General features: G+C 49.0%; 19 protein-coding genes and 6 tRNA genes. 17 read left to right on the forward strand and 8 right to left on the reverse strand.

The genetic code is table 11. The features are described from left to right. Positions 1–93 precede the first annotated feature (93 nt). The 7 genes from nspC (at position 94) to QK890_RS00595 (ending at position 1,982) form a co-directional block, all read left to right on the forward strand. Positions 94–1,233 (forward strand): carboxynorspermidine decarboxylase, encoded by a 1,140-nt coding sequence (nspC, locus tag QK890_RS00565; RefSeq protein ID WP_032537980.1) that lies wholly within the window; start codon positions 94–96, stop codon positions 1,231–1,233. A gap of 130 nt (positions 1,234–1,363) precedes the next feature. Next, positions 1,364–1,436, forward strand: a tRNA-Gly gene (locus QK890_RS00570). Between the two features lie 25 nt (positions 1,437–1,461). Then, positions 1,462–1,543, forward strand: a tRNA-Leu gene (locus QK890_RS00575). Between the two features lie 37 nt (positions 1,544–1,580). Further along, a tRNA-Leu gene (locus tag QK890_RS00580) sits at positions 1,581–1,664 on the forward strand. Between the two features lie 22 nt (positions 1,665–1,686). Further along, positions 1,687–1,759: transfer RNA gene (locus QK890_RS00585), tRNA-Gly, on the forward strand. Positions 1,760–1,820: 61 nt separating this feature from the next. Beyond that, positions 1,821–1,902 (forward strand) — tRNA-Leu (locus tag QK890_RS00590). A 7-nt stretch (positions 1,903–1,909) separates the two neighbouring features. Continuing rightward, positions 1,910–1,982, forward strand: a tRNA-Gly gene (locus QK890_RS00595). Positions 1,983–2,209: 227 nt separating this feature from the next. On the opposite strand, the gene QK890_RS00600 is transcribed toward QK890_RS00595, so the two are convergent. The 7 genes from QK890_RS00600 to QK890_RS00630 all read right to left on the reverse strand — a co-directional run bounded on the left by QK890_RS00600 (position 2,210) and on the right by QK890_RS00630 (position 7,144). After that, positions 2,210–2,653, reverse strand: a complete 444-nt coding sequence (locus tag QK890_RS00600; protein WP_032539239.1) for an N-acetylmuramoyl-L-alanine amidase — start codon at positions 2,651–2,653, stop codon at positions 2,210–2,212. 283 nt (positions 2,654–2,936) lie between these two features. Continuing rightward, complete coding sequence (locus QK890_RS00605) at positions 2,937–3,416, reverse strand: HU family DNA-binding protein (protein ID WP_367627105.1); 480 nt, start codon at positions 3,414–3,416, stop codon at positions 2,937–2,939. 129 nt (positions 3,417–3,545) lie between these two features. Continuing rightward, positions 3,546–4,910: a replicative DNA helicase gene (gene dnaB, locus QK890_RS00610; RefSeq protein ID WP_367627106.1), complete on the reverse strand. Its 1,365-nt coding sequence runs from the start codon at positions 4,908–4,910 to the stop codon at positions 3,546–3,548. Between the two features lie 130 nt (positions 4,911–5,040). Further along, the gene (locus QK890_RS00615) at positions 5,041–5,661 is read right to left on the reverse strand and encodes a hypothetical protein (RefSeq protein ID WP_367627107.1); all 621 of its coding nucleotides are present in this window, start codon (positions 5,659–5,661) and stop codon (positions 5,041–5,043) included. Positions 5,662–5,805: 144 nt separating this feature from the next. Next, positions 5,806–6,006, reverse strand: a complete 201-nt coding sequence (locus tag QK890_RS00620) for a hypothetical protein (protein WP_250708844.1) — start codon at positions 6,004–6,006, stop codon at positions 5,806–5,808. Between the two features lie 19 nt (positions 6,007–6,025). Continuing rightward, positions 6,026–6,337, reverse strand: coding sequence for a DUF4248 domain-containing protein (locus QK890_RS00625; protein WP_005778027.1), 312 nt, complete (start codon positions 6,335–6,337; stop codon positions 6,026–6,028). A 216-nt stretch (positions 6,338–6,553) separates the two neighbouring features. Next, entirely contained in the window at positions 6,554–7,144 is a 591-nt protein-coding gene (locus tag QK890_RS00630; protein ID WP_101604322.1) for a hypothetical protein, read from the reverse strand. 416 nt (positions 7,145–7,560) lie between these two features. Here QK890_RS00630 and QK890_RS00635 point away from each other — a divergent pair, with 416 nt between their 5' ends. The 3 genes from QK890_RS00635 (at position 7,561) to QK890_RS00645 (ending at position 12,296) form a co-directional block, all read left to right on the forward strand. Beyond that, complete coding sequence (locus tag QK890_RS00635) at positions 7,561–8,769, forward strand: hexokinase (RefSeq protein ID WP_367627108.1); 1,209 nt, start codon at positions 7,561–7,563, stop codon at positions 8,767–8,769. A gap of 234 nt (positions 8,770–9,003) precedes the next feature. Beyond that, entirely contained in the window at positions 9,004–10,557 is a 1,554-nt protein-coding gene (locus QK890_RS00640; protein ID WP_005778021.1) for an ATP-binding protein, read from the forward strand. Positions 10,558–10,718: 161 nt separating this feature from the next. Continuing rightward, positions 10,719–12,296: an ATP-binding protein gene (locus QK890_RS00645; RefSeq protein WP_367627109.1), complete on the forward strand. Its 1,578-nt coding sequence runs from the start codon at positions 10,719–10,721 to the stop codon at positions 12,294–12,296. A 75-nt stretch (positions 12,297–12,371) separates the two neighbouring features. On the opposite strand, the gene QK890_RS00650 is transcribed toward QK890_RS00645, so the two are convergent. Next, complete coding sequence (locus QK890_RS00650) at positions 12,372–12,746, reverse strand: hypothetical protein (RefSeq protein WP_005806391.1); 375 nt, start codon at positions 12,744–12,746, stop codon at positions 12,372–12,374. 206 nt (positions 12,747–12,952) lie between these two features. On the opposite strand from QK890_RS00650, the gene QK890_RS00655 reads away from it, so the two are divergent. From QK890_RS00655 to QK890_RS00685, 7 genes are all read left to right on the forward strand, one after another. Beyond that, positions 12,953–13,900: a Tsr25 family tyrosine-type DNA invertase gene (locus tag QK890_RS00655; RefSeq protein ID WP_186992650.1), complete on the forward strand. Its 948-nt coding sequence runs from the start codon at positions 12,953–12,955 to the stop codon at positions 13,898–13,900. Between the two features lie 390 nt (positions 13,901–14,290). Beyond that, positions 14,291–14,665, forward strand: coding sequence for a hypothetical protein (locus tag QK890_RS00660; RefSeq protein ID WP_032544044.1), 375 nt, complete (start codon positions 14,291–14,293; stop codon positions 14,663–14,665). Positions 14,666–14,700: 35 nt separating this feature from the next. Next, entirely contained in the window at positions 14,701–15,258 is a 558-nt protein-coding gene (locus tag QK890_RS00665; protein ID WP_032539246.1) for a DUF3575 domain-containing protein, read from the forward strand. Positions 15,259–15,266: 8 nt separating this feature from the next. After that, positions 15,267–16,667: a hypothetical protein gene (locus tag QK890_RS00670; protein WP_367627110.1), complete on the forward strand. Its 1,401-nt coding sequence runs from the start codon at positions 15,267–15,269 to the stop codon at positions 16,665–16,667. Between the two features lie 24 nt (positions 16,668–16,691). After that, positions 16,692–18,347: an Mfa1 family fimbria major subunit gene (locus QK890_RS00675; RefSeq protein ID WP_122296038.1), complete on the forward strand. Its 1,656-nt coding sequence runs from the start codon at positions 16,692–16,694 to the stop codon at positions 18,345–18,347. A 176-nt stretch (positions 18,348–18,523) separates the two neighbouring features. Next, on the forward strand, positions 18,524–19,576 hold the full coding sequence (locus tag QK890_RS00680; RefSeq protein ID WP_122296037.1) for a FimB/Mfa2 family fimbrial subunit: 1,053 nt from the start codon (positions 18,524–18,526) through the stop codon (positions 19,574–19,576). Then, on the forward strand, positions 19,563–21,116 hold the full coding sequence (locus QK890_RS00685; protein WP_367627257.1) for an Mfa1 family fimbria major subunit: 1,554 nt from the start codon (positions 19,563–19,565) through the stop codon (positions 21,114–21,116). Before QK890_RS00680 ends, QK890_RS00685 begins: the two co-directional genes overlap by 14 nt. Positions 21,117–21,219: the final 103 nt, after the last annotated feature.

Genomic DNA, 21,219 nt, shown 5'->3' on the forward strand with positions numbered 1-21,219 from the left:
TTCACAGAGGAAGAATTTAAGATCTTTCTATAAACCTGGAAAATAAAAACTCCGTGTCCTCTGTGTCCTCTGTGGTGAACCTTGTAGTTGACTATGATAGATTTTACCCAATTTCCCTCTCCGTGCTATATCATGGAGGAAGAATTGCTGAGAAAGAACCTCAGTCTGATAAAGAGTGTGGCCGACCGGGCCGGAGTTGAAATCATCCTTGCTTTCAAGTCTTTTGCCATGTGGCGTTCATTCCCTATTTTCAGGGAATACATCGGACATTCCACGGCAAGCTCCGTCTACGAGGCGCGCCTGGCACTCGAAGAGTTCGGCAGTAAGGCACACACTTATTCTCCGGCTTATACCGAAGCCGACTTTCCGGAAATCATGCGTTGCAGCAGTCATATCACGTTCAATTCCATGGCGCAGTTCCACCGGTTCTACCCGATGACCGTGGCCGGAGGCAGTGATATTTCTTGCGGCATTCGCATCAATCCCGAATATTCCGAAGTGGAGACCGAACTCTATAATCCGTGCGCTCCCGGCACCCGTTTCGGCATCACTGCCGATCTGCTGCCCGAACAGTTGCCGCAGGGGATCGAGGGTTTTCATTGCCATTGCCATTGTGAATCATCTTCGTTCGAACTCGAGCGTACTTTGCAACATCTTGAAGAGAAGTTCTCCCCGTGGTTCTCTCAGATAAAGTGGCTCAACCTGGGAGGCGGACATCTGATGACCCGTAAAGATTATGATACCGGGCACCTGATAGGCTTGTTGCAGGGCTTAAAGAAACGTTATCCGCATTTGCGCATCATCCTTGAGCCCGGTTCGGCTTTCACCTGGCAAACCGGGGTACTGACTTCCGAGGTGGTAGATATTGTCGAGAGCCGTGGTATCCGTACCGCCATTCTTAACGTCAGCTTTACCTGTCACATGCCCGACTGTCTGGAAATGCCTTATCAACCGGCCGTTCGCGGGGCGGTGATGGGAGAGGAGGGACCGTTTGTCTATCGGCTCGGAGGTAATTCCTGCCTGAGCGGAGACTATATGGGTTCCTGGAGTTTCGATCATGAATTGCAGATCGGCGAACGTATCGTTTTTGAAGATATGATACATTATACGATGGTAAAAACAAATATGTTCAACGGGATCCACCATCCTGCCATTGCTTTGTGGACGGCGAGTGGAAATGCTGAAATCTTCAAGCAATTTTCCTATGAAGATTATCGCAATAGAATGAGTTGATAATCAAAACATTTGTCGTTTGGCAAAAACAAAATGCACATTTTCCTGAGAAAAAAGTATCCCGAATGCTTGCAGATATCAAGAAAATGCCTACCTTTGCAACCGCAATCGAGAAACAACGGTTGCAAATGCGGAAATAGCTCAGTTGGTAGAGCATAACCTTGCCAAGGTTAGGGTCGCGAGTTCGAGTCTCGTTTTCCGCTCTCTTTGAAATGTTGGAAACCTTTTGCCCAGGTGGCGGAATTGGTAGACGCGCACGTTTCAGGTGCGTGTGTCGAGAGGCATGCAGGTTCGAGTCCTGTTCTGGGCACAAAAGGTGAGAATAGTTCAAAGCTTTAATCGAGATTGGAGAGGTGGCGGAATTGGTAGACGCGCTACTTTGAGGGGGTAGTGACATTACTGTCGTGGGAGTTCGAGTCTCCTTCTCTTCACATTCTTTATTAAAGTTGTTTTGCGGAAATAGCTCAGTTGGTAGAGCATAACCTTGCCAAGGTTAGGGTCGCGAGTTCGAGTCTCGTTTTCCGCTCAACAAGAACGTCGGTTATCTGTTCCTCTCCATTTAAACAGCAGATTCCTGATTAGTCAATGCCCAGGTGGCGGAATTGGTAGACGCGCACGTTTCAGGTGCGTGTGTCGAGAGGCATGCAGGTTCGAGTCCTGTTCTGGGCACTACATTGCGGAAATAGCTCAGTTGGTAGAGCATAACCTTGCCAAGGTTAGGGTCGCGAGTTCGAGTCTCGTTTTCCGCTCAAAGAAAAAGGAAGCTGAATCATTTGATTCAGCTTCCTTTTTTTGTTTACCGTTTACCGGGTCAGTGCCATGCTGATTCCACAAACTTCACCACAGATTACACAGATTAACACAGATTTATCTATTTCTCAATCTGTGACAATCCGTGTAATCTGTGGTGAGCTCCGTTCATTAGCAATAAAACTCTGTGTACTCCGTGTACTCTGTGGTGAAGTTTGTGGTGAATTTAAAAGCTTTCCTCTTTTACCTCAAAGCACGGGCATGCCTTGATCCACTCTTCGGGTTCTATCTCTCCGTTTCCGTTCAGGTCCGGACTCAGATCCCTGTGTCCGCATACCCTGCTTCCGGGATACTCCTTCAGCAATACTCTCACCAGTACCCGCATCGAATGTTTTTGCCATTCTGTCCGGGTGTCTTTGGGTCGTCCGTTGCAGTCCAGCCCTCCTTCGTAGCAGATGCCTATGGAGTGTGCGTTGAATCCCTTGGCATGTGCCCCGGCCCGTTCCACCGGTCGGGTAGTGATGATCTTCCCGTCCTTGCGTATGTAGAAGTGATAGCCCGCTCCTTCGAATCCCCGTCTTCGGTGACACTCCTCCAGGTCATGCTCCGTGAAGCAGCGGTCTTCTCTGGTTGCGGAGCAGTGAATAACAATCAGATTGATTTCTCTCATAGTTCCGGTTCTATTTTTCGGTGTTCCCCCCGCGGAGAAACATCAGGAATGCCAGTAGACATTCCAGTATTTTTTGTATTTTCTTCATTGTTTTTGCTGTATTAAGTTTCGTTGTTTCACGGTTTCACCACAGAGGCCACAGAGGCCACAGAGCTTTCATTCTACATTGAGGGGTAAAATGTCACTCTGTCATGGCTGTAGGCGCAGAGTTTTAATTCTCCGTTTTATGTAAAGACCTTAAAAATTCTTCCTCTGTGAACTCAGTGTCCTCTGTGGTGAGCAATCATGCCGTCGGGTCGTCCACAATGTCCCCGTCTCCGCTTCCTCCGCCTTCCGGAGCGCCTGCCGAAGCCATGGCAAACGTCACGTTGTTCGGGCTTCGGGGCATGCTCCGGCTGGCGTTCACCAGCTTCATTGCCTTATCGAGTATGAACCGCACGTTTACCCTCTTGATATTCTTCACCGTGCACTCCTTCTCGGTTTCGCCTGGCAGGCAGGTCAGCGTCATGTGGAAGGTTCCCAGTCCTTCTATTTTCACTTTGTTTCCCTGCGTCAGCACCTTTCGCAGCTGTTCCACCAGTGCCTCTATGGTGTGTTTCACATCGCCCGTTGTCAGGGCGCAATTGGTCTGGATATCTTCCGCCAGTGCATCGATATCCATAACTTTGGCTGTTCCCGCTTTTTGGCGGATGTAATACAACATGGGAGAGTTCTCCTGATTGACATACTTCTTGCGCTGATAGCGCTCCACTGATACTTCCATACAATAAAAAGTTAAGGTTTAGGTTAATAAATTTCTTGTCTCAATCACTACGTAAAGATACGAAATCAAACAGGTAAAGTCAAGTAAAATGATGAAAATAACGATGTGTAGGTTAAGAAAACGGAGCCTCTATCTGGCATTCTTTTTTATCCATTCCATGGGCGGAACGTAGTCGCCGATTTTTGTCATGCTCTTGTTGTGTCCGAAGTATACGTTTCCCGTTTCCCCGTTGCGGTGTTTGGCGATGATGGCTACTCCCAGTCCCTCCGTCGGATATCCGCTTTGTTTGTCTGTTGCCAGATGTGCCAGTGCCGGACGATAGAGGAGGAGCACCAGGTCGGAATCCTGTTCGATGGCTCCATTCTCACGCAGGTCGGCTAATTCCAGACGTCCGTACGCCCTGTTTTCGGAGCCACGGTTGAGTTGGCTTAGCAAGATGACCGGGATGTGCAGCTCTTTGGCCAGCAATTTTGCTTTACGGCTTGCCTGTGCCACCTCTTGTTCCCGGTTCCGGTTGGTTTGTTCGGTGCGCATGTCACACAGTTGCAGGTAGTCGATAATGATAAAGTCACACTTCCCTTTGCTTTGCAGCAACCGGGCGCTCGAGCGTACACGGTCCATGCTCATATCCGGGTTATCGTTTACGCAGATGGGGAGCCTTGCCAGTTCTCCGGCCGTTTGCCGGGCCTGTAGCCATGTTTCCTGTGATAGCTTTCCGCTTCGCCAGAGGTATGGGTCCATTTCTCCTGCCGATAGGAGCCAGCGGTCGCCCAACCGCTCGGCTTGCATCTCGAGGCTGTACACCACCGTGTGGTGTCCGGCCGCTGCCGCAGCTTTTGCCAGATGGAGTGCAAAGGCGGTTTTTCCCACTGCCGGACGGGCAGCGATAGTGATCAGATCGCTGTTTTGCCATCCTCCTGTCATCTTGTCCAGTTCGGCCAGTCCGGTGGGGATTCCGGTCACTCCGTCCTTATTTTTCTGCATGCGTCCTTCCGCTTCGGTCAGGGTTGCCTGCATCAGCGTGTCCATATCGCGCAACTGCCTGTTGTGCCCACATGCCCCTTCCAGCCTGTCCAGCAGGTTGTGTCCATCCACTAACGTGTCTGTCAGGTCGATGGTTTCGTCGCCGGAGAGTGTCAGCAGTTTGCTGAATCCCACGATCATTTCCCTTCGGATGTACTTTTGGTGAACGATGCGTGCGTGATATTCCAGGTGTGCCGAACTTGCCACCCGGCTGCTCAGTTGGGTGATGTAGAACGGCCCTCCGGCATCGTCCAGCTTTCCACGTTTGCGAAGCTCCTCGGTGGCGGTGAGGATGTCGATGTTCGTACCGGCGTGGAACATCGCCTGCAATGCGGCGTAAATCAGTTGATGACGGGTGACATAGAACATTTCCGGTTTCAGCAGTTCGTCAATCAGTGCCATGCCTTCTTTTTCAATCAGGCAGGCTCCGAGGATGGTTTCCTCGAGTTCGGGTGCTTGGGGTTGTAACATAATGTTTGGATGGTATATGGTTTGGGGTATAGTTCACCACAGATTACACGGATTTTCACAGATTTTTAATTTTAAATATCAACAGAATAACTTTGTAATCTGTGTTAATCCGTGTAATCCGTGGTGACTTCTAAAATTCGTATTCGTTCAGAAACGCCTTATCTTCCAGATATGTGGCTGCCTGTTTACAGAAGCGTATGTCCTTTTGGTGGGTGTAATACTCCTCGATGTTTTCCAGTGCCAGTTTCTTTTCCGTTATCGTCAGTTTTTTCCATTCTTTCCGGGCACGGGCTATGTTTATCTTATCTTTTTGGGTGATCCGGTGATAAAGATCCCAGAAGCCGGCAAAGCCTTCCGTCGCATGGCTGTCCCGGGTGGTGACGGCTTTTTTATGTCCGGTCCAGAGGTCATAGTCTGTTACCCGGAGCAGGGTGATTCCGGCGGGATTCTCTACCGCCTCCATGATTCCGGATTTGAACAACGTTTCGAAGAAGTGGCGGGTGCGGTATCGGCTCCATCCCAGTGTCTTTTCCCACTGTTTGTAGGTATATACGGTTTCACCCCGCCGGCAAACGATCCGGTTGCCTTGTACACAAACCTCCGTATCGGAGTAGTTGACCCGCGTCAATACCTGTATCCATGCTTCCAGATAGCCCTCGGTTTGCGATCCGGTTTTGAAGAAATCTTCGATCATGGATTTGGGAATCAGGATATATCCTTTTTTCAGAATTGTCTCGGTCGGTGCGTTCATGGAATTTCGTTTTAAAGGTTATTGAATGTGCCGTCCTTTCCCGAACGGCATGACAAAGCTACGCATAGAAGGGCAAGGATGCAAAAGATTGGTGCAGATTGGTGCAGATTGGTGCAAAAGTGTACGACGATCCCTATTGCCGTCCTACGCACACTCTGCCGGGGTGAAACCGAGCCTTGTTTTCACCCTTTCAGACCCTCTGTTGCCGTCATTCAGAGCCTCCAAATCACCAACACGGACACCAACATGCTTTCGGGCTTGTAGTCCGTTGTCCGTCAGTTGTTTACGGAGGATGTTCCGGAAGCCGCCAACAGGCAGACCTGCACATAAATAAATAATAAGCAAAAAGATATATTAACATATATCAGTCGAATTTGCGATCGGCGAACAGTTTTTGGACCCGATCCTCCGGATGTTCGCGTAGCCATTGGTACACCGTGTCGGGCATTCCCCAATGCTGTATCACGATACAGATTTGCCGGGGCGTCAGCAGTGTATTGGAGCGTTTGTATCCTGCTTCCAGTAGTTCGGCATGCAAGTCCGGATATCGTTCTATCTGCTCACGCATCTGTCTGCCCGCCGAGCGGGGATAAACACAAGTTGTAAAATACGCCATCGCCACGTCCGACAGCAGGCAGCTTCCACTCAGCAGCCAGTCAAAATTTAAGTCTTTCATTCTTGTTGTTTTTGTTTACGTGGCAAAGTAGCATATTCTCTGCTTATCGAGAAAGACTTTTTTACTATGTAACGGAACTGAATGCTTACATGGATTTTGTTCTGTTCTTTCACCACAGAGGTACACAGAGTCTCACAGAGATTAATTAACTGTACTCTGTTTGTTAAAAAAACTCCGTGAAACTCTGTGTCACTCTGTGGTGAAACAGGGTCATTTTTAACTATGGACAACTTTGAAATAACCTACAAATACAGAATAGTTTCCTATTTCTCTATGATTTCGATTGCAGTTTTCCGGTGGGTTAGAGGAGCTTATGAACTTATCCGAAGCGTCTTTTTGGCAGATAATAGACGATTCTCCCACTTTATGAGACCATAGTCCATTACTATCTTCACGGTAAAAATGAAAATCTTTCAGTTTGTTTTCATTCTCCGGAGAAGGAGCGAATGCCAATGCTACTTTATATTCATTTCCATTAAGCTCCGTATCTATTCCACATGGAATAAAATCTGTGGCTTTTTCAATTTTGCCTGTTTGGATGTCTGCTTTTATATACTCCACAAATATTCTTTTCAGCTCTTCGATAGTATGTTCCGAATAGTTAGTATCTTGATTACTGAGCATTCCGGGTGACAAATGTTCATCTTCTTTTACAGTTATTACATTCATTGCATATGCATAGCAATTTGCATACCTGGATACCCCTTCCCAGTTATCCGCTTTAAAAACCGGGCGCCCATTTTCATATTCGTCTCTATTTTCTGATTCAATAATTTTTTTTTCATTAGACTGTTGAGTTTTTGCCATTATAATCTTAATTATTAAATTTTCTCCTACTCTCTCCAAGGCTTTTCAGAATCCGCCTATGTCATTTTTCTGTAAGCTTACACGGTAAAGATACTTCATGATTTTCAATGATAAACTATTCTTTTTTTCAATCCCGCAAACTTTCTTCCGAAGATACCAAATGGCTTTTTTTATACCATCATCACAGAGGTGCACAGAGTCTCACAGAGATTAATTAGCTGCGCTCTATTTGTTTTCAGACGAAAGAACAGATGAACCAATAAAGAATCATCTGTTCTTTTGTTCATCTGTCTAAAAAAACTCTGTGAGACTCTGTGTCCTCTGTGGTGAAATCGTTTTTATCCCGGTTTTGAGCAAAAACCCTTCTCAGTTGTTATTTACAGAAATAAAGATCATCCATACATAAAACCAACACCATGGAAAAGAATATTTTCAAACTGGACAACGAACAACTCAAAGGAATTGCCTATGCATTCCGGGAGAAAGTGGAAGAAGGATTAAGTAAAAAAAATGCAGAGATACAATGTATTCCTACCTTTATTCTGCCCAAGGCGGCCGATGTCAAAGGGAAGGCCTTAGTCCTCGATCTGGGAGGTACCAACTACCGGGTGGCGATTGTCGATTTCACGCGAGAAAAGCCGGTCATCTACCCGAACAATGGCTGGAAGAAAGACATGTCAGTCATGAAGTCGCCCGGCTATACGCGCGAAGAACTGTTCAAAGAATTGGCCGATCTGATTGTGGAGATAAAACGGGAAGAGGAAATGCCTATTGGCTATTGTTTTTCTTATCCCGCCGAATCAGTGCCCGGAGGAGATGCAAAGCTGCTTCGTTGGACCAAAGGAGTGGATATCCGGAAAATGGTCGGGCAGTTTGTGGGGAAACCTTTACTCGACTATCTGAATGAAAAGAATAAAATAAAGTTTACAGGCATCAAAGTTCTGAATGACACGATCGCCAGTTTGTTTGCCGGGCTTACCGACAAGAGTTACGACGCCTATATCGGCCTGATTGTCGGGACCGGTACGAATATGGCCACTTTTATTCCCGCTGACAAGATAAAGAAACTGGATCTGGCATACAGCGTAGAGGGTTTGATTCCTGTCAATCTGGAGTCGGGCAACTTTCATCCGCCATTCTTGACAGCGGTGGATGATACGGTGGATGCAATGTCCGACAGCATGGGCAAACAGCGTTTTGAGAAAGCGGTGTCCGGCATGTATTTAGGGGATATATTGAAAGCGGCCTTTCCGTTGGATGAATTTGAAGAAAAGTTCGATGCCCGGAAGCTGACTGCCATCATGAACTATCCGGATATCCACAAAGATATCTATGTGCAGGTGGCCCGTTGGATCTATAGCAGATCGGCCCAACTGGTTGCCGCGTCCCTTGCCGGACTGATCGCATTGCTGAAATCATACAACAAAGATATTCATCGGATTTGTCTGATAGCCGAAGGAAGCCTCTTCTGGAGTGAGAGCCGGAAAGATAAAAGTTACAACATTCTTGTGATGGAGAAATTGCAGGAACTTCTTCGCGAACTCCAACTGGAAGATGTGGAAGTTCATATCAATAACATGAGCAATGCCAACCTAATAGGAACCGGTATTGCAGCACTGACTTGATTGTATTTGGGTTATTTTACGGAACAGAAATGAATATAACTCACCACAGATTACACAGATTAACACAGATATTTTAATTTAACTCTCAGTAAAATAAATTATTAATCTGTGAGAATCCGTGTAATCTGTGGTGAACTCAAAACCATTCTTTTAAGACACAACACGTAAAATACAAAAGAAAATGTTATCTTTGTATTTATAAGTTTGTCTGTTATTTATCCGGAATAAAAGAATATGAGCAATAAAATCTATCCTATCGGGATACAGAATTTTGAGAAAATCCGTAAAGAGGGCCTTTTCTATATTGATAAAACAGCATTGGTTTATCAAATGGTAAAGACCGGGAGTTATTATTTTCTGAGCCGTCCCCGTCGCTTTGGAAAAAGTTTGCTTGTTTCTACCCTCGAAGCCTATTTTCAGGGAAAAAAGGAGCTCTTTGAAGGGCTGGCGATGGAAAAGCTCGAGAAAGAATGGATAAAACACCCGATATTGCATCTGGATTTGAATATAGAGAAATATGACTCACTGCAAAGTCTTGAGGATATATTGGAGAAAGCAATTGTGGCATGGGAGAAACTCTATGGAGCTGAACCTTCGGAGCGATCTTTGTCTCTGCGCTTTGCCGGTGTCATAGAGCGTGCTTGCAAGCAGGCGGGGCATCGTGTAGTCATTCTGGTCGACGAATATGATAAGCCTATGCTGCAATCCATCGGGGATGAAGAATTGCAAAAAGAGTTTCGCAAGACGTTGCAAGCCTTTTATGGAGCCATCAAAACAATGGATGGATACATCCGGTTTGCTTTTCTGACCGGTGTCACCAAGTTTGGTAAAGTGAGTGTGTTCAGTGCTTTGAACAATCTGATTGATTTGTCGATGGACGAACGTTACGTGGCATTGTGCGGCATCACTGAAGAGGAAATACGGACCAATCTGGAGCAAGAGTTGTACGAACTTGCCGACAGGCAGAGGATGGGTTATGAAGAGGTGTGCCGTGAATTGAAGGAATGCTATGACGGGTATCATTTTGTGGAAGATTCGATCGGCATTTACAATCCTTTCAGCCTGCTGAATACGTTCTATAAAATGAAATTTGGAAATTATTGGTTTGAAACGGGTACTCCTACCTATTTGGTAGAACTGTTGCAGATGCATCACTATGATCTTCATAAAATGGCGCATGTGGAAACCGATGCGGATGTATTGAACAGCATCGACTCTTCCTCTACCAATCCTATTCCTGTGATTTATCAAAGCGGTTACCTTACCATTAAGGGGTATGACCGTGAATTTGGAATTTACCGTTTGGGATTCCCGAACCGTGAAGTGGAGGAGGGGTTCATGAAATTCCTGCTTCCCTACTATGCGAATACCGATAAGGTAGAAGCTCCGTTTGAAGTTCAGAAGTTTGTCCGTGAGATTCGCGCCGGAGACTATGACTCTTTCTTCCGCCGTTTGCAAAGTTTCTTTGCGGATACCACTTACGAGATAATTCGCGAACAGGAACTCCATTACCAGAATGTGCTTTTCGTTGTCTTCAAGTTAATGGGGTTCTATACCAATGTGGAATATCGCACAAGTGAAGGGCGCATCGATCTCGTTTTGCAAACAGATAAATTTATTTATGTGATGGAATTCAAACTGGATGGTACCGCTGAAGAAGCTCTCCGCCAGATCAACGAGAAACATTATGCGCAACCTTTTGCGGCAGACAGCCGTAAACTTTTTAAGATTGGTGTAAACTTCAGTGCCAAAACCCGCAACATTGAAAAGTGGATTGTTGAATTTTAAGACACAATACGTAAAATACAAAAGAAAATGTTATCTTTGTATTCATGGGTATAAGGATAATAAAGAAGGGGCAATTGTTGCATCCCTTACATTCTTGTAACCAAGTGTGAGAATCTAAAAAATAATTGTGTACATTTGCAAAAGACTAACTTCAATGCCCCGTGGATACACCGATCAATGCCCCGCTTAGAAAACTCCCGATAGGGATACAGAGTTTTGAGAAACTGCGCTCCGAAAATTTCCTTTATGTAGATAAGACCGCATTGATTTACCGACTGGCTCAAGCGGGCAATCCCTGTTTCCTGAGCCGTCCCCGCCGCTTTGGCAAAAGCCTGTTGCTTTCTTCTTTCGAGGCGTACTTTCAAGGTAAGAAGGAACTCTTCCGCGGATTGGCTATCGAGAAATTGGAAAAAGAGTGGCTGCAATATCCCGTGCTGCATCTTGATCTCAATGCGGAGAAGTATGACAGTCGTGAGGGGCTGGTCGATATACTTGAGCGGCAGTTGCGGCAGTGGGAAGAGTTATACCGGACGGGAGGAGAAGGCATTACGCACTCCGGACGTTTCATGACCGTCATCCGGCGCGCCTGCGAACAGACGGGGCGCCGCGTGGTGGTGCTTATCGACGAATATGACAAACCCTTGCTGCGTTCGTTCGACAATCAGGAGTTGCAACACGATTTCAGAGAGACGCTGACCGCTTTCTATACCGTGCTTAAAAGTGCCGACCCCTGGTTGCAGTTCGTCTTCATCACCGGAGTGACCAAGTTCGCGCAAATGGGCATTTTCAGTAATCTGAACCAACTGAACGATATCAGTTTCGACCTCGACTATAACACCCTCTGCGGTATGACCCGTGCGGAGATAGAAGCTACCTTCTCTCCCGAATTGGAAGCCTTGGCAGTGAAAAGTAATGCGACCTGCCGGCAGGTGATGGACCGGCTGACTCGCCAATATGACGGATACCGGTTCACCAAAGACGAGGAATTCACCTCCATGTATAATCCCTTCAGCGTGTTGAGTGCCTTGCAGAAGCGTTCGTATGGCAATTACTGGTTTGCGAGCGGCACGCCCACCTTCCTGGTGGAGATGCTGCAGAAGACCGATTTCGACCTGAGGGAGATGGAGGGCATTGAGGTGAATGAGGCTTCGCTGAGCGACGACCGCGCGGATATAAACAATCCGATACCCATGATTTATCAGAGCGGATATCTGACGATTAAGGACTACGACGAGCGCTTCCGGATGTACACGCTGGGGTTCCCCAACGAGGAGGTGAAATATGGTTTCCTCAACTTCGTCAGTCCCTTCTACACTCCTATAGCCCAGACAGACACCTCGTTCTATATCGGCAAGTTCATCCGCGAGTTGGAGAGCGGCGATGTAGACGCTTTCCTCACGCGCCTGCGCTGCTTCTTTGCCGGTATTCCCTACGACCTGAACGACCGCACGGAGCGGCATTATCAGACGGTGTTCTACCTCGTCTTCCAGCTTATGGGGCAGTTTACGGAGACGGAGGTCCGGAGTGCCCGGGGGCGTGCCGATGCGGTGGTGAAGACACCGGACTACATCTACGTGTTTGAGTTCAAGCTGAACGACAGCGCCGAGGCTGCCTTGAGGCAGATTGATGAAAAGGGATATCTGCTGCCCTATCAGTCGGACGGGCGGAAAGTAGTGAAGGTGGGTGTAGCCTTCGAGAAGGAAGAACGGAATATTGGGAAGTGGGTGATAGGAGGATAACTCACCACAGATTACACGGATTCTCACAGAAGTGTACGGGCGATACGAAATTAAAGAGCAGAGGCTACTTCCCCTTCATCCACCTCTTTCTCTCTTAAAATATCCCAGTACCGTGCAAGGCGACAGCTTGTGGCGGTCGCGATAGCGTGACTCAAACTCGTAGCGGGTGCAGAGCCAGCGGCAGAAGCAGCGGTAAGTGATGCGGAGGTTCAGGCGTCGTTGCAGGTCTTCATAAAATAGGGCGATCCGGCTGAAAAAGCTGCCTACCTGTTTTCGGGTGATTTTTCGTTTCCGGGGGGCTTGTGGTGAGGCGGCTTGTTCCTCCCTAACTATCAGGTAGCGCAGCACACGGATGTCTTTTTCTATCGATTCTTCTTTTTCACGCAGTCGCTGTTGTTTCTCTTCCTTCTTTCTTAATGACTCTTTCAGGTCCTGGATGCTCTTTTTCATTTTACTTTGAGGTTTGTATGGGATGGCGGATGCCAATGTTTGTTAAAACGACGTTAGGATCGGCAAAGATATACAAAAAGAGTATAGCATATCGTCCCGGGGATTGTTCTGCAAAGTCTCTTTAGATGTTTTTTGTAAAGATATAGATTCTGTTATCCGGCTATTTACACAATTTATATCTAAAGGAGATTTGTAAACTAAAAACAATGGATAAGATGAATGAAACATTAACAGTATTTATGATTTCTGAGATCGAAAGGCTCAAAGAAGAGGGGCGTGAACCGGCCCGGCGTATCTACCATAATATGCTGCGTACGCTTAGGGAGAGTGCAGGAAAAGAGGAGATCGGATTCGAAGAGGTGAGTCCGGTGTTTCTGGACAAGTATGAACATTGGCTGCTGGGAAAACGGTTGAGCTGGAACACGGTATCGACTTACATGCGTGCCTTGCGTGCGGGCTACAACAGAGGGATGAAAGGCCGCCCGGGATATGTGACCGGGCTTTTCGATAAGGTATACACCGGTACGCGCTCCGACGTGAAACGTGCTGTCAGTCCGGGGACAGTGGGGCAGATGATCCGGATGGCAGGACATCCGGATGGAGACGCTTCAGGGAAAGCCGTCGACTGGTTTGTGCTGATGTTTATGCTTCGGGGAATCCCGTTTGTCGATCTGGCTCACTTGCGCAGGAATAATCTCGATAAAGGAGTGCTGACCTACTGCCGCCACAAGACGGGACAGGAGGTGACCATCACCGTACCGCATGAGGCGATGGAAATTATCAACAGGAGGATGGCTGAGAACTGCCATCCGAGCTATCTGCTGCCTATCCTGGGGCAACCCCGTACCCGAAAGCGGCATACAAAGAAAAATCCCACTCCTTATCAGGAATATCAATGTGCCCTGCGTAACCTGAACCGGCAGTTGGAACGGGTTTCGGTGGAGTTGAAACTGGGAGGCAGGCTCAGTTCATACACCGCCCGCCATACGTGGGCCACGGTCGCTTTTCATCAGGAGACTCCCGTAGGAGTTATCAGCCGTGCGTTGGGACACTCCTCGGTGAAGGTGACCGAAACTTACCTGAAGCCTTTCGGGGACAGGGAAGTAGATCGGACAAACAGGAAGATAATCCGGTATGTGCTGAATGCGGTTTGAAAAACGAAAAATAGAGTGTATTATGCTTGTAATCAGAGAAGTGTATAGACCGTTACTTTGTAGGTAACGGCAATGAATTATTGCTGCAAAATTGGATATTATTTTTCACACAAACAAATAAAAAGACAAGTTTTTTATAAAAAAGGCAATTAATTTTAAAAAAGATGCATGCTTTGCATTAGTTTTCCCTATTTTCTCCTAAAAAAACTATAAGAGGGGTTGGCCACGTTTACTGTTATTTAACGCGGATGAATATTCTATTGCCATCATCAGATGTTTTTTATTATTTAAATCTCAGTGTCCTGTCAGGAACGCTATCCGAATCTATTTTATGTTAATTGCCGTTACCTACAAAGTAACGGACGATCACACAACAAAACAAAATAGCTTATGCTTACGCCGTTAACTTTGACAGCCATATCTGTCTTGCGTCATATTTCCCTTCAGGAAACAGTAAACTTCCAGGAATTAGAATGTAGTTGTAAGCCTCTTGGCGAACTTCTGGGGCAATTGGAATCCGCAGGGCTGATACGTGTCAAGGCGGATCATGCCGGTGATGTCACTCCGGAAATCTATGAGCTGACCCGTCCCCTCTTCCAAATCTCCCTGCTCCATGTAATGGAAGCCACGGACCAACATCTGAATTGCAATCAACCGGATTGTGAGAAAATGTACGCACGCTATCACCGTGCCGCCCATAAGTTGGGGATCATCAACCAGATGACCCGCGTCTACCTGTCGGAGATACCTCTGACCGATTTATGAACGGATTGCCGGTTTGTTTCAGATAAACTAACAGAATGAAAAAACAACTATTCATATTGCTTTTGCTTGTTTCGGGCAACGTGCTGGCACAAAGGGCAGCAGTTAAAACCAATTTGCTGCACGATGTCGCGACCGCTCCTTCGCTTGCCGCCGAGTGGGCGTTGGCCTCCCGATGGACACTCGATGTTTCGGGAAGCGCCTGTCCGTGGAGCTTTGAGAACAACCGGAAGTGGAAATTCTGGATGGCACAGGGGGAGGCGCGCTATTGGCTTTGCCAATCGTTCTACGGGCATTTTCTGGGCGTGCATGCCGGAGGGGGAGAGTACAACCTGAGCCGGGTGCGTCTGCCTTTTGTCTCCCATTCGGCCTCTTCCCGCTACGAGGGGTGGGCGGTGATGGCAGGGCTTTCATACGGCTACTCGTGGGTGCTGGGCAAACGCTGGAATCTGGAGGCTACCGTAGGCGCGGGATGGGTACATGCCGAGTACAAACGCTTTAATTGCCCTGCCTGTGGCGAATATCGGGGAGCGGATAAGAAAAACTTCCTGGCACCGACCCGTGTGGGCATCAGCTTGATTTATATGCTAAAATGAAAAGTTTTATGAAAGAGAAGATACGATCGACCCGTTTAAGAATATGCTTTCGGAAGGCTTTGGCGTCAGCCTGTTGCCTGGCGGCCTTTGCCCTGTGTTCCGGCATGCCGTCTGCCCGTGCGGCGGGGCCGTCCGGAGGAGTGGCCCTTACTGCTGTCCGAATGCAGCGTGCGGGTGGACAGGTATATGTCTCGTTTGCCATAAAGATAGCCCCCCGCGCAGTGCGTGCCCGTCACCGCTGGGTGATTACCCCTTGTCTGGGCAATGCCTCGGATAGTGTGTTGCTCAGCCCGTTTGTGGTGACGGGGCGCATCATGGCACGCAGGGCGAGGCAACAACGTCTCTTGAAAGGCAGTGCCGGTGAGGCGGGTCATCGGCTGACCGCCCGCAATGGAGATACCTTCTTGTATACCGATACGCTGCGCTATGCTCCGTGGATGGAGAGTGGTTTGAACCTGCGGCTCGACATCGACCGGGAAGGTTGCTGCCGGGTACAGACGGTGGGGAGCGTCGTTTCCTTCGGTGCTTTTCCGGTGGCTTTGCCCTATCGTCCCTCGGTTTGTGAGGTTGCTCCGCAGGTGAGCCGGTCGGTAGCGGAACATGCGGCTGACTATCCGTTCTTGTGTGAGGCAGGTAGCCGTCCCCTGCGTGAAAGCGGCATCGGTATTCGTTTCCGTGCGGCGTCGGCAGTGGTGGATACACTATACTCGGCCAATGCCGGAAACCTGCGCCGGATAACGGAAGCCATCGGATTGCTGCGTGCGGACAGTTGCGCATCCCTGCAAGGTATCTCGATCACCGGATATGCTTCGCCCGAAGGAGCGACGGAGCTGAACCGGAAGTTGTCGGCGAAACGTGCCGAGGCTTTGCGACATGCTCTCTCGGTCCGTATGAACCTGCCTGTATCGTTGTTTGAACTGAATGCCGGGGGAGTAGACTGGGGCAGGCTGGCCGAACTGGTAAATGAAAGCGACATGACGTATAAAGAGGAGGTGCTTGCCATTCTCCGCAGCCATCCGGAGGAAGAACGGAACGACAGGCTGAAAGCTCTGGCGGGAGGGCGTCCGTATCGTTCGGTGCTGGATGTGCTCTATCCGCAGTTGCGCGATGCCTGCTACATCCGTGTGGAGTATGCCAACCGTCCTGACAGTGTGGCGGATACGGTGAACCGTGCGATAGCCGCCATTCGGGTGCGGGATTATGAAGAAGCATTCCGGCTGCTGAAAACAGTAGAGGCGGACGAACGTTCGTGGAACGTACGGGGAGTATGCCATCTGTTGTGCGGAGACGACAAAGAGGCCGGGATATGGCTGCATAGAGCGGCGAAAGCCGGAAACCGGGAGGCGGAAGAAAACCTTAAAAAGATGAATGCGGAACAACGGGCCGCGACAACCGGTATAACGCAATAAGTGTATCACATAATATAAAAAGAAATGAAAAGACTAAAGTACATGAGTATGATGGGGTTGGCTGCTTTGCTGCTGACAACCTGGTCCGCCTGTTCCGACGATACGGACATCCCGGGCGGAGAGAATCCGGAAGAAGCGAGAGCTTATACCACAGTGACCATTGCCGTGCCGAACGGCGTGGCGGAAACAAGAGCCGGTACGACAGCAGATGATAGCGGTACAGATACGGAGGCCGGTACGGAGGATGAATACAAAGTGAAGACCGCCAACCTGTATTTGTTTCCGGGAGGAGCGGGTAGTAGCTTTGGTAGCGCTACGTTGAAAGAGATTATTTCCATCAACCAGTTTACACAAATGACAGCCAGCACTGCCGACGCTAAAACGATTGTATGGACCAGTAAGAAAACAGCCTTGACACCGGGAGACTATCGTATTTACATTGTGGTGAACGGTACGGTCAATGGAGTGGATAACACCAGCAAGAATAGCTTGACCGAAGCCGATTTCCTTGCAAAGACAACGGCTGACGCTACGGGCGTGATAGCCGCTGTGCCGGAGGCCGGACTGGTGATGGCGAGCCGTTCTCCCAACAGTGATAAAACGAATACTCTTCCTTATATTGCCCAGACGATCACCAAAGATCCGGAACAAACCATTGCGGCAACGGTAGAGCGTATGATGGGAAAGATTACGGTGACGGCGGGAGGAGCCAATGTGGCTTCTGCCGCTAATGTGTATACCAGCTTTTCTACCACAGTGACTGCTATCGGCAATATTACGAATATCACCCTGAAAGACTATTATGTAGTCAACGCACGGAAAGAGGGGTATTATTTCCGTCATGTGGATAAAGAAGGCTCTGCAACGAATCCTTTGACCGAGGCAAATTATGGTAACTCAAGCACTTCATTGCCGTATGTGGTAGATCCGAAAACGTATAGTAAAACTTACGCCGGCACACCTGCAGCTTTAGCCGGTAGCTATGCCGACTGGTATCTGCAAGCATCAGGCGCATTCAGCTTGTCGTCTTTCGGTTCTTTTGGGGGAAGTTATACGGCTATGCCGGGTTATTCTTCCAGTGCGGCAGAAACCAAAGTCGCCGCTTACTGCTATGAAAACACGATGCTGAAGGAAAAACAGAAGAACGGATATACAACCGGTATCGTATTTAAAGCGGAAATAGCTCCGAGTAAAATGATGCAAAAAAAGGCTGGTAGTGGTGGTGTGGAAGAGAACTCCACATTTACCGGCATGTCTGAAATCTTCTATCATTCCGGCATCTTTTACAAGGATATTGCAGCGCTGAAGGAAGCCGGCGTATTGCTGGCGGACGGAACTACTTCCAGTTCTGCCAGTGGTGCCCCTGCTGACCTGAAGAAGAACGACGTCCAGTGCTTCAAAAAAGGGAGTGCCGATGGCAAGTTCGTTTGTTATTATCCGTATTGGATCAAGCACATCCCTTCGGAAAATACGGCAGAAGACGTGATGGAGTTCGGCATTGTCCGCAACAATGTCTATCAAGTAACCGTCACCGGTATTCAAGGTGTGGGCAAAGACGGTGTAACCGAAGATATCATCACCGATACCGAAACCGATGATCCGACCACCGTATTGCTGAATGTGAAGTTAAGTATCAAACCCTGGACAGTACGCACGAATAGTGCCGTATTGGGACGTTAACCCACTGTTTTCTGTTATAAAGTAATTGCTTTGAGATGGTTTTTCACCACAGAGTACACAGAGGGCACAGAGAACATATTTTTCTCTTCAATACCCTATAAACAAGAGCTTAAAACTCTGTGTCCTCTGTGTACTCTGTGGTGAACCCCCTGTTCAATCATAAAATTTTCCCAACCATGTCCGATAACTTTCAGACCTCCTGTTTCTCCCATTCCGGCAGTCGGCTTCTGCCGTTCTTATGGTTTTGCCTGTTGGCGGGCTTATCCGCCTGCTCGTGGACCAAGGACGATCGCGGCGACTGTCCCAGTGGTTTTCGTATTCGTCTTCAGCCTGCATTGCATGCACAGATACAGCCCGGTAGCGGGATAGGCATCATCACCGACGAGATTGACACATTGTCCCTCTACGTGTTCGACGCACAGGGACAGTTTGTCTGCCTGCACACTGAAAACAGGCAATCGCTGACTGAAAATGGATCTATCATTACCCTGCCACTGGAATATAAAGACGGAGATGTTTACGAACTGGTGTTCTGGGCGGGAGGGGACAACCGGCATTACCGGATACCGCAGCTCACACCGGGCAGTTCGACCCGTGACGAGTTGGTCCTCTGGCTGGAACGTGACGGGGACGGACGTCAGGATGACGAACTGGGACACCTGTGGTATGGGCATGTCCGGTTGAGCCGGATACAGCCTTCGGAACTGACATCGGTCAGTGTGCCGATGCTGAAGGACAGCAACCGGTTCATCATCACCCTGCACGACACTTCGGGCGAGGGGCTGGATGCCGATGATTATGACTTTACCCTGTTGGTGGATAACGGTCACCTGAATGCCGACAACGAGATAATAACGGGCAACCGGGTGACTTATGCCGCCTACCATACGGAGTCCGCGTCCGAAACGGAACCGGCGGCCACCCGTACGGGAGAAGTCAGTCTGGCACGTGCCCGCTTGAATACATTGCGCTTACTGGCAGGGCAGGAGGCCCGTCTGGTGGTGACTGACCGCACCTCGGGACAGAAAGTAGTGGACGTCGACCTGACGCATTATCTGCTGATGACGCGTCCTTTGTTTGAAGAGAGCAGCGGTGTGGAGCTCAGCGACCAGGATTACCTTGATTACGAAGATCAGTTCAATGTGATTTTCTACCTTACCCCGATGGGAAGGCTGGAGGCGCTGAACATTAACGGATGGATTATCAGACTGAATGATGCACAACTGTAAAGGCAGCATATTTATCTTGTTTTTTCGGTTTCTGCTCTGCCTGCTGGCATGTGGATGCTCCGACGATACCGATATGCCGGGCACTCCGGCAGGGACGGACCGGGTGACGGCGTGTGTCCGTTTCTCGGTGCGGGTGGCGGGAGCAAGTACCCGGGCGGCCGTATCGGCGGGCGAAGCAGTTGAGGAGAAGATCTCTTCTGTCGCCGTTTTTCTGGTATCGGTCGACGGGAGCGGAAACGAAGATTGGAATGATGTGCAGTACGAAGTGGTTTACGGCGCGACAAGTGGTACGACGGACGTGTATCAGGCCCGCATACCGACTGCTCCCGGACGGAAGAAGGTCTATGTGGGTGCCAATCTGTTGCCCGGCCAGGTGCATGCCATTTGCGGGCAGGCGGAAGGCCTGGGATTGTATACCGCTGCCGGAGACGGATATGACGAAGTGATCGGACAGTTTGCCCGTCAGGCGGAGGGCATTGCCATGACCGGAAAAACCGCCGATGCCGTAACGGTCAGTGCGGGTACCGATGTGAATATAGATCTTACGGCCTCGCCTGTCGCGCTCGAAAGGGTGGTGGCTAAAGTACTGCTGGTGTGCGATACCTATACGGACGACGGAGGGGCGTATGTACGGATGTCCGATCATGCGGCTCGTCCGGCGGATGATCCGGGCTGGATTCGTTTGTCGGAAGTGCGGTATGCCCTCAATACGGTGAACCGGAAGGTGTATCTGAATGCGCCTTCGGATGGGAAAGATCCTAACTATGAAGTAGACCCGTATGTGGTAAAAGATGGTGGCGGCAATTATGTGTCGGCGCCCGATGTGTCTGAACAGCAATTCGCTTACCGTACCTTGGGCAGTGTCTGGGCAGAAGGTAGCGCTCCGGAAGCGTATGACGCCCCCCGGTACAATGCTACGGCCACTGTCCCCTCGACAAGCGGCGCTTATACCGGTGGACTGTATTGTCCGGAGAACACGACTGCCATTTCTACCGCCTCTCTTGAAGGCGGGCTGGATCTGACAGGAACGCTCAGTTCAACCCAAGCGGAGATTCCCCGCCTGGTGGCTACCCATCTGCTGGTAGCGGCGAAGTTTGTCCCCAAACAGATTGTTACCGGGGCCGGAACCACGCAAACCCTGACATCTCCCGCCGATGCCGCTACTTACTTGCCCGCAACGACGACACTTGCCGAGGCGGAAGCACATGCGGCAGGCACTTACTTTACCAACGGGAGTGACTATTACAGCTATGCGGGCATGAAGGCCGCCATCGGTGCGGGTACCCTGAAACGTACTGATTTTACCGCTTACGAAGGCGGGATCGGTTATTATTACACTTATATAGACGGCACAATTGCTACCGACGGCACAATTGCTTTCAGTACGGATTCCGGCATTTTGCGCAACCGTTATTATCTGCTGTGTATTACCCGGTTTAGCCTGCCTTCGGCCGCTTTGCCGCAGCCGATGCGTGCCACGATGAAAGTGACGGACTGGGTGACGAGTTCGGGTAATACAATTATAGTCAGGCCGACGTAGAAAGGAAAATAAATATGATTCACCACAGAGCGACACGAAGTTTTAATCTCTTGTTTATAGGGTATTGAAGAGAAAAATATGTTCTCTGTGCCCTCTGTGTACT

The organism is Bacteroides sp. NGMCC 1.200775 (genome assembly GCF_040798045.1).
GTDB lineage: Bacteria > Bacteroidota > Bacteroidia > Bacteroidales > Bacteroidaceae > Bacteroides > Bacteroides hominis.